Source organism: Alkalinema pantanalense CENA528 (genome assembly GCF_050753345.1).
GTDB lineage: Bacteria > Cyanobacteriota > Cyanobacteriia > Leptolyngbyales > Leptolyngbyaceae > Alkalinema > Alkalinema pantanalense.
On the sequence record NZ_JBLZFX010000007.1, the window covers coordinates 49,281 to 66,017 of the forward strand.

The 16,737-nt window shown below is 51.1% G+C and carries 11 protein-coding genes; 3 read left to right on the forward strand and 8 right to left on the reverse strand.

Annotated elements, in window-relative coordinates; all coding sequences use genetic code 11:
• Positions 1–97: 97 nt before the first annotated feature.
• Entirely contained in the window at positions 98–1,984 is a 1,887-nt protein-coding gene (locus tag ACN4EG_RS04080) for a serine hydrolase (protein ID WP_431627919.1), read from the reverse strand.
• 169 nt (positions 1,985–2,153) lie between these two features.
• The gene (locus ACN4EG_RS04085) at positions 2,154–3,041 is read right to left on the reverse strand and encodes an RNA methyltransferase (RefSeq protein WP_431627920.1); all 888 of its coding nucleotides are present in this window, start codon (positions 3,039–3,041) and stop codon (positions 2,154–2,156) included.
• A 90-nt stretch (positions 3,042–3,131) separates the two neighbouring features.
• Between ACN4EG_RS04085 and ACN4EG_RS04090 the strand changes: the two genes are divergently transcribed.
• A complete protein-coding gene (locus tag ACN4EG_RS04090; RefSeq protein ID WP_431627921.1) occupies positions 3,132–3,296 on the forward strand; it encodes a DUF2256 domain-containing protein in 165 nt (54 codons plus the stop codon).
• A 61-nt stretch (positions 3,297–3,357) separates the two neighbouring features.
• On the opposite strand, the gene glmU is transcribed toward ACN4EG_RS04090, so the two are convergent.
• The 3 genes from glmU to ACN4EG_RS04105 form a co-directional block, all read right to left on the reverse strand.
• A complete protein-coding gene (gene glmU / locus ACN4EG_RS04095) occupies positions 3,358–4,770 on the reverse strand; it encodes a bifunctional UDP-N-acetylglucosamine diphosphorylase/glucosamine-1-phosphate N-acetyltransferase GlmU (RefSeq protein WP_431627922.1) in 1,413 nt (470 codons plus the stop codon).
• 399 nt (positions 4,771–5,169) lie between these two features.
• The gene (locus tag ACN4EG_RS04100) at positions 5,170–6,210 is read right to left on the reverse strand and encodes a response regulator (RefSeq protein WP_431627923.1); all 1,041 of its coding nucleotides are present in this window, start codon (positions 6,208–6,210) and stop codon (positions 5,170–5,172) included.
• Positions 6,211–6,725: 515 nt separating this feature from the next.
• A complete protein-coding gene (locus ACN4EG_RS04105; RefSeq protein WP_431627924.1) occupies positions 6,726–9,404 on the reverse strand; it encodes a DEAD/DEAH box helicase in 2,679 nt (892 codons plus the stop codon).
• A 193-nt stretch (positions 9,405–9,597) separates the two neighbouring features.
• Here ACN4EG_RS04105 and dnaA point away from each other — a divergent pair, with 193 nt between their 5' ends.
• Both dnaA and dnaN read left to right on the forward strand, forming a co-directional pair.
• Positions 9,598–11,010: a chromosomal replication initiator protein DnaA gene (dnaA, locus tag ACN4EG_RS04110; RefSeq protein WP_431627926.1), complete on the forward strand. Its 1,413-nt coding sequence runs from the start codon at positions 9,598–9,600 to the stop codon at positions 11,008–11,010.
• 398 nt (positions 11,011–11,408) lie between these two features.
• Positions 11,409–12,656: a DNA polymerase III subunit beta gene (gene dnaN / locus ACN4EG_RS04115; protein ID WP_431627927.1), complete on the forward strand. Its 1,248-nt coding sequence runs from the start codon at positions 11,409–11,411 to the stop codon at positions 12,654–12,656.
• 474 nt (positions 12,657–13,130) lie between these two features.
• Here the strand turns inward: dnaN and ACN4EG_RS04120 are convergent, their stop codons facing one another.
• The 3 genes from ACN4EG_RS04120 to groL all read right to left on the reverse strand — a co-directional run bounded on the left by ACN4EG_RS04120 (position 13,131) and on the right by groL (position 16,651).
• The gene (locus ACN4EG_RS04120; RefSeq protein ID WP_431627928.1) at positions 13,131–13,772 is read right to left on the reverse strand and encodes a DUF3226 domain-containing protein; all 642 of its coding nucleotides are present in this window, start codon (positions 13,770–13,772) and stop codon (positions 13,131–13,133) included.
• A 3-nt stretch (positions 13,773–13,775) separates the two neighbouring features.
• A complete protein-coding gene (locus ACN4EG_RS04125; protein WP_431627929.1) occupies positions 13,776–14,831 on the reverse strand; it encodes an AAA family ATPase in 1,056 nt (351 codons plus the stop codon).
• Between the two features lie 185 nt (positions 14,832–15,016).
• Positions 15,017–16,651, reverse strand: a complete 1,635-nt coding sequence (gene groL, locus ACN4EG_RS04130) for a chaperonin GroEL (protein WP_431627931.1) — start codon at positions 16,649–16,651, stop codon at positions 15,017–15,019.
• Between the last annotated feature and the right edge of the window lie 86 nt (positions 16,652–16,737).

Consider the following 16,737-nt stretch of genomic DNA (forward strand, 5'->3'; position numbering starts at 1 on the left):
ACGGCTGTAGCTTGGCCCTCTGGAGATCTATACAAATGTTGGATGGAGAATTCCCGAGATCGGCTCTGTCATCAGTCGATCGGATCTCGATGACCCATTACGGTTGAGCAATCCGCGATCGACCAATATTGTTGTTTTGGTTATTCTGGTTCGGGCGATTATTGGAATCCGGAGAACCTTGAGAACCCGGCATCTCTGAATTTTCAGGAGCCGGAACCGCCGCCTGGGACTGATTAAACGTTTTATAACTCAGCTTCGAAATTTGCTGAATCAACGTCTCCGCCCGATCGTCATCCCGAGGCCGCTTCACCAATACCGCCGCCACATAGCGATTCCCATTGGCCGTATCAATTAACCCCACATCCGCCAACAGTTCCCCGATCGTCCCCGTCTTGTGCGCGATCGACGCCCCCTCGCCCAATCCCTTCGGCAACAAACTATGGGCCTGACTCTTGCGCATGATATCCAAAATGCGATCGCGGGACTTCATCGACACCAGCTTGCCCTCATTCACCAACGCAAACAACGTCGCCATATCCTTCGGGCTCGTCGTATTCGTTCCCTTCACATCTGGCAACCAATTACGGATCTGCGTACTCGTCAGGCCCCAACTGGCAAACCGTTGGTTCAACGCCGCCGCGCCCCCGACCCGATTGATGATCAGATTCGTCGCTGTATTGTCACTAATCATCATCATGTCGGTCACGGTTTTAATCGCCGAAAACTTTGTGCCGACGGGCTGGAACTGCATTTCCCCCGCCTCATCCGCCACCAGTTCCTTCGTCATCGTCAGCATTTCATTCAGCGTCGCCCGCCCCGCATCCACTTCCTGGAAAAAGGCCACTAACACCGGAAACTTAATCGTACTGGCCGCCGCAAAGGTCTCCGATGCATTGATATCCACATAGGCTTGGGTATCCAAATCTGCCAACATCACCCCAGCGGTGAGTTTCTCATTTTGGGCTAAGACCGATTGAATTTGCGCCTTGAGCGTAGCCGCCTCTTGGCCTAAGGGCAAAGCAGGTGTTTCCTGGGTTTTTTCTGGCTGATTGGCCGTCTGCTCCCCAGAGTTAGCCCCGGCCATATGCGCTGTGGGATCCCAAACCGAGAACACCGTCCCCACAATTACCCCCAACCCCACACCCAGGATCAGCAACCGCACACCCACCAGTAAGGCTTTGCCCGATCGCGATCGCGGCGTAGGTAGCGGAATCGGATTCTCCGGCGGAGCAAACATCGAATTTCTGTCCACCCGCTGGCGATCGCCCCCCGATCTGCCCTCCGCCGAGCTCCGCCGCGAGCGACGACGACTGCGCAATTCTTCCAAAGTCGGGCGATTAGAGGTCGATCGGGATGATCCCGATGCCGGATTAGAGGAGGAGTGGTTGGAACCAGGGGGATTAGACACGGCTGCAAAGGTAGACACAATTTGATTAGATGGCTTAGCCCGCTTGGGAGAACGCAAGGGGACCACAGAACTTGGACGGTTAGATTTAGATTTGTCCATTCTGAGGGTGCGGGAACCCTCTGGGGACAGGGGGACAAGCGTTGGCTGATTCAGTTTGGGATCTCCCTTGGCGCTGGATTTTCCCTGGCTGGTGGGCCGTGTGGGAGCAGGTTGTGCGTGAGTCGGCTGTGGGCGGGTCGGCTGTGGGCGGGTCGAACGTTGCCCCGTTGCTGGGTTCTTTGTCCCTTTCAACTTTGCAGCAGCTTGGAGCCGAGCGAGCCAGTCCAAGGAGAATGATTTTGCTGAAGTCGCTGCAGTAGAGGATTTCGTCATTTCCCGAAGCTTCCGGCGGCCCAAAAGTTCCCGAGAATTACGATCGTCGGTCAGCCCAGCTTGTGGGGAAGGGGGAGAGTCTACCCGAGGAGTTCGAGTTGCAGAACGCTGCCGTTGAGGCTCTCGGGAGGAACGAGGTTGTTCGCGAGGTTTTTGGAACCCAGTCAGAAACGTAAACCGAAATAACCCACGCGATTTTTTCATACCCTTATCCGTACTAAACCGTCATGCCAGCGACTCAAACACCGACGGAGAACCCACATTATTCATCAACTCACGACTCCTGCAACCTGGAGTTCCAGGGATTTTACCTCAAACTCCTCCAGATCAGAGATAGATTCTTGCATAAGTTTGCGGTTCTTAGTTTTGAGTTTTAAATCAATTGAGATGAATCAGAGCCTACGGGGTCATCCTCCGTCCCTCGATCGGTTGATGGATCAGCCGTTGTATCCTCTCCTATTCGACAGGCTGATTGAGACTTGGTCGATCGCCCATGGCCCAACGCCCAATGAGCCTGCCGGAGGATCCCCCGCAGCATTGAAACTTCCGCAGTGGAAGGCTGCGATCGATTTAACAAACTCCGAAACTTTTGCATTCGGCTGAAGGCCGTTTGAGGGTAGAGATAGCCAATTTGCAGCAGTAACGCTTCCAAGCCTTGATAAAACGCCTCCAATGCCTGGAACGAAGCAGGCGGTTCCCCAGATGGCGGGATCCCCACAATTGGGTTAGGGGCGATCGCCGCCGCCCCGTTGCCTTGGGCTTGCAACACCTCATAGCAGACAATCCCAACCGCCTGGGCTAAATTGAGCGACGGATAGGCGGGATTGCTCGGAATCGTCACCAGACGCTGGGCATATTGCAGTTCCTCATTGCTCAAGCCGTGATCCTCCCGACCAAACACGATCGCAACGGGATAGTCTACCGGCTGATTTTCAGTGCCTGTGGCAGCCCGATCGAGGAGCCAAGGAATGACCGATCTCAACGGTTCCACCGATCGCGTTGTCTCCCGACCCACGGTGGCGATCGATCGGTAACAGCCTTGTAACGCCGCTGGCAAGCTGTCCACGATCCGCGCTGAGGCCAAAATTTCCTTTGCGTGAACCGCCATGTGTTGAGCTTCTATCCCCTGAGGATCACACTCTGGATTGACGATCCACAACTGTTGCAGCCCCATATTTTTCATCACCCGCGCGATCGACCCTACATTCCGTGCTCCCGCCGGTTCCACCAAAACAATCCGGATACAATCTAAAAGTGTCATGCTGCTTCTATCCCGGTTGTTTTCTACCTTGGCCTTTGCCCCTTTTGCCTCTTTTGCCCCTAGTTGCTTTGTCTATTTCGATTGATCCCCATGGCGAAACAGCGTAAGAAATCCGACTTTCCTAGCAAACCTTGTGCCGTCTGTGGCCTCCCCATGACCTGGCGCAAAAAGTGGGCAGACTGCTGGGATGAGGTGAAGTATTGCTCCGATCGCTGCCGCCGCCGTAAATCCCAAGCCACGGAAGCCTCTGAGTAATCTTGCACCTGCTCCATTTCCGTTCGAGTTTCTCACCAGAACGCGCCGCCTCAGCGTTGACCTATTCCGTCGGAGTCGCATCCTGACGCAGCCACTTCGGTCGCCAACCGGGCTTCACCACCTGTTTCGCACGGGCAATCGCTAGACAATCGTTGGGCAGATCTTCCACAATTGTGGAACCCGCAGCCGTTGTAACATCCGAACCGATCGTCAAAGGAGCCACAAGGGAACTGTTAGAACCAATCCGGGTACGATCGCCAATCACTGTGCGGTGCTTGAATTTGCCGTCGTAGTTCACCGTAATCGTCCCCGCACCTACATTCACCTGCTGGCCCAGGGTGGCGTCTCCAATGTAGGACAGGTGGGAAACATTGGTACGATCGCCAATTTGGGAATTCTTCACTTCCACAAAGTTACCAATTCGGCAGCCTGCACCCACCGTAGCCTGAGCCCTTAGATGGGCATAGGGGCCAACGGAAGTCCCTGCGGCAACCGTGCTATCTGTAACAACGGAATAGAGAATCGTCGTGTTTTCGCCGATCGTGCTGTTTTCGATGAGACTCCCTGGCCCAATCCGACAGCCTGCACCAATGGTTGTGTTGCCCCGCAGATGGGTTTGCGGTTCGATCACCACATTCGGTTGCAGGTTCACTGTGTCGTCGATCGTCACACTAGTGGGATCCACAATCGTCACCCCTCGGATGAGCCAGTCGGTTTTGACGCGGGTTTGCAAAATCTGATAGGCATCGGCCAACTGACGGCGATCGTTAATGCCCCAAATCTCCTGATAATCCGGCACATCCATCACCATCACGGGTTTAAGGAAATTCACCGCATCGGTCAGGTAATACTCGTTTTGATCATTCTCCGGCGTCAGATTCGGCAACACCGCCGCCAAGTCTGGCCAACGGAAGCAATAAATCCCCGCATTCACCCGACTATTTTGTCGCTGCTGCGGTGTGCAGTCCCGATCTTCAATAATCGCCGTCAGATAGCCTGCCTCATCACAAAAGACCCGGCCATAGCCCTTGGGATTGGGCAATTGTGCTGTCAGAATCGTCGCCGCATTTTGGTTTTCCCGATGGGTTTTCAGCAGGTTTTCCAGCGTTTCGGGTCGCAGCAGAGGCACATCCCCATTCAGAACCAACAAATCCCCTTGGAAATCTGTGAGATAAGGCAACAGTTGCTGCACTGCATGGCCGGTTCCCAGTTGCTCCGTCTGTTCCACAAACTCCACCGATCGATGGCTGAGGGCCTCTCGGACTAACTCACTACGGTATCCTACGATTGCAATTTGGCGTTCTGGATGCAACGTAGACCCCGTATCCAGCACCCGCTCTACTAAAGACCGATTTCCCAACGAATGCAGCACCTTGGGCAAATCCGACTTCATTCTTGTCCCTTTGCCTGCTGCCAAAATTGCGATCGCGACCATGAACTCTACTCCGCCAAATTCCATAAGGGAGTTTGACATAATCTCCATGCAAATCAAAGATGATGCGCGGAGATTCTTTGAGTCACCCCAAAGACTTCCTGCTGCAGCACCAACCAACTAACCTGAGTAACCTGAGCCCCCGTCACCTCGACTCCACAGGCAGTTGCAATTCCCTATTGCCCACGGGTACCAATCCCTTGCGCGGCAACAGATCTCTCGGTTTGGTTAAACCACAGTCAGGACATTACGCACTCCTACGCGCCAGTCTTTTCTCACCTCAATCCCGCAAAGTGGGCATTCCTGAGTGGGCATTCCTGAGACGTAACCCGTACATTCACCTTCCCGTAATCCACCTAGAGGAGCAAGGGGCACCCAAGGAAGGGCAGAAGGCAGGAAATTGCTAGACTTTACTTTATCCATCCCAACGGGACTGTCTCCCTAAGAGACGCTACGGTGGAAAGCCGACCGTTTGACGTATCGCCCCATCCAGTTATCCCGCGCAGGCTTCTGCATTTCTGTGGTGTGGATAAATTCAGAAAATAACTTGACCAAATCGGGATTGCGCCATCCCTTGGCTGTTTCTTCCTGGAGAATGCCGAGAGCCTCTTCAGGAGCGAACGCATGTTTGTAGGGACGTTCACTGGTCAGAGCATCGTAGATATCAATGATCTGGAAAACCTGAGCCAAAAAGGGGATTTCCCCACCCTTGAGGCGATCGGGATAGCCAGAACCATCCCAGCGTTCATGGTGGTGTCGAATAATTGGGATAACGCCTCGCATTGTCCGTAGTGGTTGGCAGATGCGCTCTCCAATCAGCACATGCTGCTTCATAATTTCCACTTCCTCCGGGGTAAACTTGCCCGGTTTCAGTAAGATCGCGTCAGGAATGCCCACTTTGCCAATGTCGTGGAGGTAACCGCCCCACATCAGATCGCGAATCTCCGATCGCGACATCTTCAGGAACTCTCCAAAGGCATTGCCCCGTTGCACCAGACGCTCACAATGATCCCCTGTATTTGGATCGCGACTTTCTACGGTTCGAGCGATGGAAAACAGCACCTTCTCGGCATGATCTAAATCTTGATTCAGCCGCCGCTGCCGTACTAGAGAACGAACACGCGCTGATAGCTCCAACTGATCGAAGGGCTTGGTGATAAAGTCATCGCCTCCAGCTTCGATGCCCCGCAGTCGAGCCCGTCGATCGTCTAAAGCGGTAACAAAGACGATCGGAATCAGCCGGGTATGTTCGTCCGCTTTCAGCCGTCGGCACACTTCATAGCCATCCATTCCAGGCATCATCACATCCAGCAGGATGAGATCGGGATCTTCTTCTAAAACTTTGTTGATGGCCGCAGGGCCACTCTCCGCCTGCAATAGATCGTATCCCTCTACGGCTAATAGGGAAACAGCAGCCATCCGGCTTGATGGATGATCATCGACAACAAGGACTTTGGGACGTTCCAGATCCAGGCTATTCACGGCAAGCAAAAAACCTATAAAACCGATTTAGACAACACAATCTTCAGACTTCTTAGCAACTTATAAGACGTTCCTAGTCAGGCATTCTTGATTATGAACTGGACAATTATGAACTAGATAATCGCAGGGACAGTCGAATCCACTCCATTGGCCACACTGTCCAGACTTAAGATTGAAATGAGTTAGCTTTTTAAGATCCTCCAGTGACTCAGTACATGAGGAACGAGAACTTTCATTATCAGGCAGTTTATCGTTCGAATAGGGAAAAACTTGGGAATAGTCTACAATTCACTGCCAAAATTCAACGCAGGAACTGATCTTTGACCTCATTCCCAGTATTCCGTAGGCCATGGATTAGGGCCGTAACAAAGCCACAACATCAATAAAACAGCATGACTTAAAGAACTTTTCTTAGTATGGGCAAAGCCACGTTGTAATCAATCAGGTTTTTTACGGATCTGTAGAGGCTGACTCCTCGATCGCAGAAGAATCAAGAGTTTATCGCTATGGAGCGGTTACTCCAGATCTTCACTAACGGGGAATCGATCGATCAACTGTTTAGCCCGCAGGGCATTTGCCACCAAAGAAGAAGAAGCATGGGGCACATGGGGAATTTGGGACAGCAGATCCAAGGTACGGCGCAGCATCCTGACAACATCCCCTTCATCCAAACTCGTATTGGCACACAGGTCTGACCACTCCGCCCCTAGAGCCCATTGCTCGATCAAGGCTACCAAATCATCCTCCAGCCAGACCGGCAGCATGATGCCATGGCGACGCTGTTGTTGGAACAGTTGCCGTCGGGTACTGCGCAACGCACCCAGGGCCTCTGCCACAGCCTCTGAGAGGCCATAGCGCACCCAACTATCGGGGCGAGACACATCGGTCACCAAACCCGCGCATACAGTGGCTAAATGGTGGGGATCCAGATCATTGAGTTCCCCAGACATCACCGCCAGTCCAAGCCACAATTCATTTTCCCCACGAATGGCAGCGGTCGCTTGGCCCAACACCGTCGGCGTGACACCTTCTAATGCCCCAAAGTGTTGCAAAATACTAATCAAACTTAAAAATTCTTCCCAGTGGCGTTGCACATGGCGACCCATTTTTTCCCGCCGATCGCGCAGTTCCTCTTCCAACGATTCAATGCGCTGTTGAAACTTAAGCACCTTAGCGCGATCGCCCCACTCATGCACAGGATGTTCATCCCTTTGGGTTTGCACCGCCTGCATCCGCTGTAACTGGGCATAGACCTCTGGCGGCAGAATCTCTTCATCCTCTGGTTCAACAATCTGCGACGCAATCTTGGCTGTGATTTCATCCCCCTTACGCATCTGGCCTAACTTCGGAGGCGGATCAGGAGGAGCCAAGCGATCGACAGCTTCAATGCGCGGTAAATCCGTCCGTAGGGTAACCACATCCGCCAAGCTGACCACGGCCCAACGATTGGTTTCCGTTAAGCACAGCAGATAGGGAAATTGCCCCGAGCCTTGAATTTTACTGACCAGCACGGCCCCCATGGGAGCCCCAATTTTGAGATGTTCTCCCTTTAACGTCAGAATCGACCCTGACAAGGCATAGGCCAAAGTCATGGACAGTTCTTCAGCCCGATCGCGAGCCGCCTGTTGCTGTAAGGTTTTCAGCAAACGCCGCTCTTCCCGCAGCCGTTCTTGCAACTTTTCATACTGGTTCAACAGTTTCCAATCCACGGAAGCTACTGTTTCCCGCAGCAATTCCAAATCCGCTTCGAGGCGATCGATTTCCGACTGTTGGGGACGCAGAACTAACGTTGCCAGATACTGGGCAAAACTGCGCTCCACCAATTCCTTAGCCTGCTCTAAGCTATGGGTTTGCAGCAAATTTAGCACCATCCCATAGGTCGGCGTGAACTGGCTGACGAGGGGATCGGCCCCACTAGTTGCCAAATAGGCTGCTTCCCGCGCCCCTTCGTAGGGAGATTGCACGGTGACCACATAGCCCTTTTCATCCATGCCTCGGCGACCTGCCCGACCCGCCATTTGTAAAAATTCCGAGGCATTCAGAAGCCGATGGCCCGCATCCGTGCGCTTGGACAGGCTAGAGATCACCGTCGTTCGAGCAGGCATATTAATCCCCGCCGCTAGGGTTTCCGTGGCAAAGACAACTTTGATCAGACCCTGCTGAAACAGTTCTTCAACCAGCACCTTCCAAGCGGGTAAGATGCCAGCATGGTGAGCCGCAATGCCCCGTAGCAGGGGGGCAACCTGTTTCTCACGAACTGCTTCTGGCGCGCGGGCTATCAATTCATCCAAGTGAGCTTTGATGCGGGCCGACTCCTCGGGGGTCACCAGGGTTAGATCACCGAGTTCCTCCACTGCCCGATCGCAGCCTTTGCGACTGAAGATAAAGTAGATCGCTGGCAGCATGTCGTAGTGGCGAAGCTTGCCGATCGTAAAGGCTAAAGCAGGTGGTTCCGCTCGTTTGGCCCCCCGTTGGTTGGCCCCTCGAGGACGCTGCCGTCCTCCCTTGGGTCTCAGGCGAGGATTGAGCCGCTTCCCGGTGTCATCCAGCAGTGGAAACACACCATTGGGGTTGGCAAAGAAGAATTGCAACGGAACCGGACGAAAGTCAGAGTATATCCGACGAGTGGTTCCGTGGATTTGGTTGATCCAGTCAGTGAGTTGTTCACTATTGGCCACGGTTGCGGAAAGGGCCACGATCTGAATTGCTGCTGGACAGTAAATAATTGATTCTTCCCAGACGGTGCCCCGCTGACTATCATTCATATAGTGGCACTCATCTAGCACCACCGCTTCTACGCCTATTAGAGAAACTCCCACTTCACCGATCGGGGTACCATAGAGCATGTTGCGAAAAATCTCCGTCGTCATAACGACGATCGGCGCATCCCGGTTGATTGAAATATCCCCTGTGAGCAAGCCCACCTGATCCTGGCCAAATTCTTCACGAAAGTCTCGAAACTTCTGGTTCGACAGGGCTTTGAGGGGGGTGGTATAAAAAACTCGACGGTTCCGCGCCAAGGCTCTGTAGATAGCATATTCCCCAATCAGTGTCTTCCCTGACCCCGTGGGGGCACAAACCACAACGGACTCCCCCGCATCTAGTGCCCGAATTGCCTCTTGTTGAAACCCGTCTAAGGCAAAAGGAAATACTTTCTCAGGGTCGATACCAAAATGTTGCAAAGAAGTAGACACGTAGAGCCAGGGGGTAATGGAAAATTTGCTTCTCTAGTCTAAGGCGGAATTTGGGTGCTCGGTACATCCTCCCTGGTTATTGATGTTGAAATCTCCAATTCTCTTCAGCCGCTCTACTTGTCTAAATCCGATCTCGTGATCCATTAAGACCAGAGTAGATTAGTCTATACTTTGTATTTTCTGTTCCTGGATCATGACCGTAGACTCTAACGCCGAAAGCCTTTGGGCGCAGGTTCTCGAACATCTGCGGTTCAAGATGAATCCCACCACATTTGATACCTGGGTGGGAAAGACGGTTGCAGAAAGTTTTGAGAACGACTGCCTAACCATTCAAACTCGCCATCCCTTTGCCCGTCGTTGGCTGATGCGCTACTACATGGCGACTATTTTGCAGGTGGTTCAGGAAGTAGCAGGTCGCCCGATCGATGTGCAATTTACCAGTCCGGCAGGCTCAGAGGAGTTAATGGGTGGCGGAACGGAGTCAGCCAGTCCTACCCCAACGCTCTCAGACTTAGTTCCTAGCATTGCTTCTGCTGCCGATTCCTTTCAAGTGCTGAGATCGACGAATTCCCGCCGATCGGATCTCAATCCTAAATATATCTTTTCCCGGCTTGTAGTAGGCCCTAGCAATCAAATGGCCCACGCGGCTTCTTTGGCAGTTGCGGAGTCCCCTGGACGGGAATTTAATCCACTCTTCCTCTGTGGGGGGGTGGGATTGGGCAAAACCCATTTAATGCAGGCGATCGGGCATTATCGGCTGGAAATTGATCCCTTAGCCCGGATACATTACGTGTCCACTGAACGTTTTACCAATGATTTGATTGCAGCCATTCGTAAGGATAATATGCAAGCCTTTCGGGAGCAGTACCGGGAGGTAGATGTCTTACTGGTGGATGATATTCAATTCATTGAAGGGAAGGAGTATACCCAGGAGGAATTTTTCCACACGTTCAATTCCCTCCACGAAGCGGGTAAGCAGGTGGTACTGGCCTCCGATCGGCCCCCTAACCAAATTCCCCGATTGCAAGAGCGTTTATGTTCTCGGTTTTCCATGGGGTTGATTGCAGATATTCAACCACCGGATTTTGAAACACGAATGGCGATTTTGCAAAAGAAGGCAGAGTACGAGGATTTGCGCTTGCCCCGTAGCGTAATTGAGTATATCGCTTCGACCTATACGTCCAATATTCGGGAGCTAGAGGGGGCACTAACTCGGGCGGTCGCCTATATTACGATTTCGGGGGTCTCCATGACGGTGGAGAATATTACCCCGGTTCTGAATCCGCCTGTACAGAATGTCCCAGCTTCCGCTGAAGTTGTGATCACAACGGTTTCTGAGCATTTCAAGGTACCGATCGAGGATCTAAAGGGAAATTCCCGCCGTCGGGAAATTAGCGCAGCGCGGCAAGTTGGTATGTATTTGATGCGGCAACATACAGATTTGAGTTTGCCAAAGATTGGTGACGAGTTTGGCGGTAAGGATCACACAACGGTGCTTTACAGTTGCGAGAAAATTGAAAATCTTAAAGGATCCGATCGGGATTTGGCGCAGACGTTACGTCAACTGAGCGATCGGATTAATCTGGCTAGCCAAAGTCGTAAATAGGACTGTGGTGAACACAAGGAAATTGAACATAATTTTTCGTTATCTTATTTGCAGTATCAATAGGGATTGCTGATTTTTGTGCGATCGTTAGAGCCGGACTGTGGAAAACGGCAAAGCTTCTGTGGAAAACCCTGTGGAAACTCTGTGAAAACATCTGTGAAGGATTGAAAAGTGGTCGATTTGTGGTTGAGGGAGAATCCGGAAAAGCTTTAATTCTTAGCAATTTACTCTCAAATCCTCCTGTTTTTAATCAGGCACGATCGAGAATCTGAGTTTTCCACACCCACTTTGCAAGGACACGTTTTAAAGTAAAGTCTTTCTGAGTTGATTTAGAATCTAAAGCCGAGTTGATTTTGACTGGTCAATTTTAAGCGGGTGGGTTCCAAGCATCCTAAAGCATGGTTTTTAGTGCGATGTTCTGGATCAGTGATGTTCTAGAACCCCTGCTGCTGAATCTTTCTATTTTTAACTTCTTGCAACCTGTCATCCAAACTACTGCCATGAAACTGGTTTGTCCCCAAAGTGAACTGAGTACCCATCTATCGCTGGTGAGCCGAGCGGTGGCTTCCCGTCCTAGTCATCCAGTGTTGGCCAATGTTCTGTTGAGTGCTGATGAAGAAAAGCAGTTGGTTAGTCTCTCGGCCTTTGATCTCAGCCTAGGGATTCAAACGAGTTTTCCGGCGCAGGTAGAAGTGGGTGGCAAATTAACGTTGCCTGCCAAGTTATTAGGAGATATTGTGTCGCGGTTGCCAAATGGCGAGATCGTTTTGGATGATGCGTCGGAGGATCCGGATGCCGGGATTCTGACAACCTTGACCTATGCGTCGGGGAAATACCAAATGCGCGGGATGGCGGCGGATGACTTTCCGGAGCTGCCGATCGTGGAGGATGGGGAAGTGGCGCAGTTGTCTGCAGAAGCGTTAATTGAGGGCTTACGCAGTTCTCTGTTCGCGGCTAGCAGTGATGAAACGAAACAGGTGTTGACGGGCGTGCACCTGAGTTTGCATGCTGAAGGTTTGGAATTTGCGTCTACGGATGGTCACCGTTTGGCAGTGGTGCAAACGATGAATCAGCAGGACAGTGGTGACGATGTTCCAAAAATTGATGTGACAATTCCGGCGAAGGCGCTGCAAGAGTTGATCAAAATGTTGGAGCGGGGCAGCAGTGCAACCGTGGCGGTGAAGTTTGATCAAGGTCAAGTGGTGTTTGAATGGGCTGATCAGCGTCTCACAAGTCGATTATTGGAAGCGCAATATCCCAATTATCGCCAGTTAATTCCTCGATCGTTTAGTCATCAGATGACGATCGATCGTCGATCGTTATTAGGCGGCCTAGAGAGGATTTCAGTGATTGCAGATCAGCGTAATAACATTGTCAAATTGAATATTGATAGCCATCAACAATCCGTCATGCTTTCTGTTGATGCTCAGGATGTGGGTAGTGGTCGCGAAACTATTGCAGCCCAAGTGACGGGTGAAGATTTGGAAGTAGCGTTTAATGTGAAATACTTGATTGACGGACTCAAGGTATTGAACACGACGGAAGTTCAAATGCAGTTGAATACGTCCACTAGTCCTGTGATTTTGTCGCCCTTAGGGAATCTCAAGATGACTTATTTAGTCATGCCTGTGCAGGTGAGAGGTTAGGGGGCGATCGGTGCTCTGGAAGTTGGCTGCTCCAGATGTGTAAAGCGTAGTAATACAGCCTTGAGATCTCACTGTAGAAAGTTTGCTTCTCTGATGGATGCCCCGCAAGGGGCTTTTTTTCATGGAATGAGAGTTATGGCAAAAGTGGATTAGGGAACAGCGTATAAATAAACTCCCAATTGGGTAGGGGTAGGAGAGTAAAAGGGTAGGAGGGTAGGGGAATGAAGAGGGAATATTATTTCTTTGCAAATCCCTTAGGTCAATAGCCCGATCTCGCCCCATCATGCTGACGTATTGCTAATCCGAACCCGGCACAGGTATTGGCGAACTCCAACGAATTCGATCACTAAAGCGCAAACCATGCAACTGATTAATCGCCGACGGCACTTCCTCACGGATCTCAAACAAATAAAAGCGAAAGGACTTGCAATCCGCTCACCCACGCGAAATGATCAACTATTACAACATGCATCTCTACAAGCCATAGAGTGTCTTAAACCAACCGACAAAATCCTGGGCTTGAGGGTGTTGAGGATTCAGAATTCGTCTTTGCAGTGCAGTATGTAACTGCTGACCTGGCTCATCTTGCCATGCCAGCCAAGTATGAATATTCGCCTTATCCTGCTGAAGTATTTTAAAAGGAGCGCCCTGGATTTTAGCTTCTGTAACCGCAGATTGGGCATACTGCCAAACTGGATCAGTAGACTCTACACAATTTGACAAAAAAGTTTCTATCATACCGCGCAATTGATTATCCGGCATCATCCATACGCCAAATTGGATACCTGTCTGCGTTGTATGGATTAATCCTTGGGATGGAAGTGTTTTTGGCATATCTACAATACTTTTCGCGCAGGCCACCTGTAAACTTTGCCATCGCGCAGCAGGATTTTCATCCGCATCTACCACAATCCCCATCGCCCGAAGCCCGCTTGCCTGAAGCCTAGTAGCAATCCGCCTTGCATCAATTAATTTATCGTATCCCCCGACCTCTTGAATATGAATAGGTGGATTCTGAGATGGCCAAGGAATTTGATTCGCTTCCGCAAGTTCAGCAATCACAAAAACATCTTGCTTCCCTTCAACAAACAGTATTTTTGGATGTTGATCAGCCATTGTCTAACGAACCTCAATTCCTTCTTCCACCGCGATCGCCATTTGCTGAGAATCAAATGTTACTGAAGATGATTTCGCTTTTTCAATGCGGTGAATCATGATTTCATTCTCTCCAGCCATTTCCGATTCCGCCATTTCCGCCAGACTCTCCCAGCAATCTCGGCTGTGGGTTGTCGCAAACACTTGCACATTAAGTTTTTGTGCCGTTTTCCAGATCATCTTCCACATATCAACCATAGCTGTGAAATGCAGCCCTGTATCAATCTCATCAACCAGCAAAACCCCTCCTTGAGCATTCGCCATCCCCAACGCTAACCGAAGGATACGGCTCATCCCATCACCCATACTGCCCAAGGGAATGGGTTGTTCTTGACCAGCAAGCTTGACTTCAAATCGATTGTGCGTTGGTTTACCCGCAATGCGTTCACATTGGGGTTCGATCGTGCGGAGTGCTTGGTAAACCAGATTCTCCTGGGGGGTCAGTTGAATATCTTCAAAAAGCTTGAATAACTCCTCAATCACGATCGGAGCCACAGGAATGAAATAAACCTGAGGAGATTGCAATTTTTTTTCTTTTCGAGAACGCTGTGCTGAAGGCATGGGCCATCCTCCAGATGGGGAGAGATTTAAAGAACGGTGTTGAAGTTCTGGAGAATCTTGCTCTTGATGCTGTAAGACCCATTCAATATCTAACTCTAGATCACCTAATAATTCACTAAAGCCTTGTGGTGTGAAGGTTTCACGCACCGCTAAAGTTAACTGCTCTTGAAAAGAATCATGCTGGCCACGAATGCTTAATCGCCCTAAATCGTGGTCTCTAAATAAATGACAGAGATCTAATTCTGTTTGAGCTTTCGAGTTGATAAAAAATTCACCACGGGCGATCATGATTCGTCCTAGCGGTTCTAGATCCCAACGAGATAGCAATAAAATTAGAGCCTCTAAAACGGAAGTCTTACCACTGTTATTTTCGCCAACCAGCAAATTAACTCGGCCAAGCTGCTTTAGCTCGAAGGAGTCAAACCTCCGGAAATTCTCGATTTTCAGCGACTTGAGCATTGGCTCGCGACCTAAATAACACCTTCGTTAATAGCACCTTACGTTTTGGTGAGTTTGCCAACAACATCTTGATTGTAGCAATGCCCATATAAAAAACACGATCGAAGTTTCTCAACAACCTCGATCGTGCTTTCTGATTTAGTCTAAAACGTTAAACAACGCTTTCAGACTCGTGATGGGTTCAATTAGTAATCGAAGTCACCCATGCCGCCCGCGCCGCCAGCGGGAGCCGCTTCCTTCGGTTCAGGCTTGTCCACCACAATGCACTCGGTGGTCAATACCATTGCCGCGATCGAAGCAGCATTTTGCAACGCGCAACGGGTCACCTTAGCCGGGTCAACAATCCCTGCGCTAATCATGTCCACATACTCATTGGTTGCAGCATTGTAACCGCTGTTGAAGGGCATTTCCTTCACACGCTCTGCTACCACAGCACCATTTTGACCTGCGTTTTCAGCAATCCGCTTCAGAGGAGCCGTCAACGCACGGGAAACAATCATCGCCCCGGTCAACTCTTCCGCTTGCAGGTTGCCAGAAGCCCAAGCTTCCAACTCAGGAGCCAAGTGCGCCAAAGTGGTACCACCACCCGGAACAATCCCTTCTTCCACCGCAGCCTTAGTTGCGTTGATGGCATCTTCCAGACGCAGCTTACGATCCTTCATTTCGGTTTCGGTTGCCGCACCGACCTTAACCACTGCAACGCCACCCGCCAACTTAGCCAGACGCTCTTGCAGCTTTTCCTTGTCGTAGGAAGACTCAGTTTCTTCCATTTGACGACGGATTTGCTCAACCCGAGCCTTGACTTGTGCTTCGTTGCCTTCAGCGACGATCGTCGTGGTGTCCTTGGTGATCGTGATGCGACGGGCTTTACCCAGCATGTCCAGCTTGGCAGCATCGATCTTCAGACCTGCATCTTCGGTGATCAGCGTACCGCCGGTCAGCACTGCGATATCTTCCAGCATTGCCTTCCGACGATCGCCAAAGCCAGGAGCCTTGACTGCAGCCACATTCAGGACGCCGCGCAGACGGTTCACCACCAGGGTTGCCAGGGCTTCCTTCTCGATGTCTTCAGCGATGATGACCAGAGGACGACCGGCCCGAGCCACTTGCTCCAGCACAGGCACCAAGTCTTGCACCAGGGCAATCTTCTTGTCGGTGATCAGGATGAAAGGCTCTTCCATCACAGCTTCCATCCGCTCGGTGTCGGTGGCGAAGTAGGGAGAAATGTAGCCCTTCTCGAAGCGCATCCCTTCGGTGACTTCCAATTCGGTGGTCATGGACTTCCCTTCTTCCAAGGAAATCACACCTTCTTTACCCACCTTGTCCATGGCGCTCGCAATCATGGCACCCACTTCTTCGTCGTTACCGGCGGAGATGGAACCCACTTGCGCGATCGCCTTGGAATCTTCCACAGGACGAGACTGTTCCTTAATCTTGTCCACCAAGAAATTGGTAGCCTTGTCGATTCCTTTCTTCAGCAGGATCGCATTGGCACCCGCAGCCACGTTGCGCAGACCTTCTTTGACGATCGCGTGGGCCAACACCGTTGCAGTGGTGGTACCATCTCCAGCGGCATCGTTGGTCTTGGAAGCCGCTTGACGGATCAGGGAAACCCCGGTGTTTTCAACGTGATCTTCCAGTTCAATTTCCTTGGCGATCGTCACACCATCATTGATGATTTGGGGTGCGCCGAACTTCTTCTCCAGTACCACGTTGCGACCTTTAGGCCCGAGGGTCACTGCAACGGCTTCTGCCAGGATATCCATGCCTTTTTCGAGGGCACGACGGGCATTTTCGTTATAAATAATGCGCTTAGCCATGGTTTAAGTCTTGTCTACTTCTGAGAGGTCAATAGAAGGAAATGAAAAATTGAAATTTAGGACTTGAGAATTGGGAATTGAGAACT

Bases quoted from the DNA above. Each gene is read 5' to 3' on its own strand.
- glmU (WP_431627922.1), bottom strand. From the start codon at position 4,770: ATGTCAAACTCCCTTATGGAATTTGGCGGAGTAGAGTTCATGGTCGCG.
- ACN4EG_RS04125 (WP_431627929.1), bottom strand. From the start codon at position 14,831: ATGCTCAAGTCGCTGAAAATCGAGAATTTCCGGAGGTTTGACTCCTTC.
- dnaA (WP_431627926.1), top strand. From the start codon at position 9,598: ATGACCGTAGACTCTAACGCCGAAAGCCTTTGGGCGCAGGTTCTCGAA.
- ACN4EG_RS04080 (WP_431627919.1), bottom strand. From the start codon at position 1,984: ATGAAAAAATCGCGTGGGTTATTTCGGTTTACGTTTCTGACTGGGTTC.
- ACN4EG_RS04085 (WP_431627920.1), bottom strand. From the start codon at position 3,041: ATGACACTTTTAGATTGTATCCGGATTGTTTTGGTGGAACCGGCGGGA.
- dnaN (WP_431627927.1), top strand. From the start codon at position 11,409: ATGGTTTTTAGTGCGATGTTCTGGATCAGTGATGTTCTAGAACCCCTG.
- ACN4EG_RS04120 (WP_431627928.1), bottom strand. From the start codon at position 13,772: ATGGCTGATCAACATCCAAAAATACTGTTTGTTGAAGGGAAGCAAGAT.
- groL (WP_431627931.1), bottom strand. From the start codon at position 16,651: ATGGCTAAGCGCATTATTTATAACGAAAATGCCCGTCGTGCCCTCGAA.
- ACN4EG_RS04090 (WP_431627921.1), top strand. From the start codon at position 3,132: ATGGCGAAACAGCGTAAGAAATCCGACTTTCCTAGCAAACCTTGTGCC.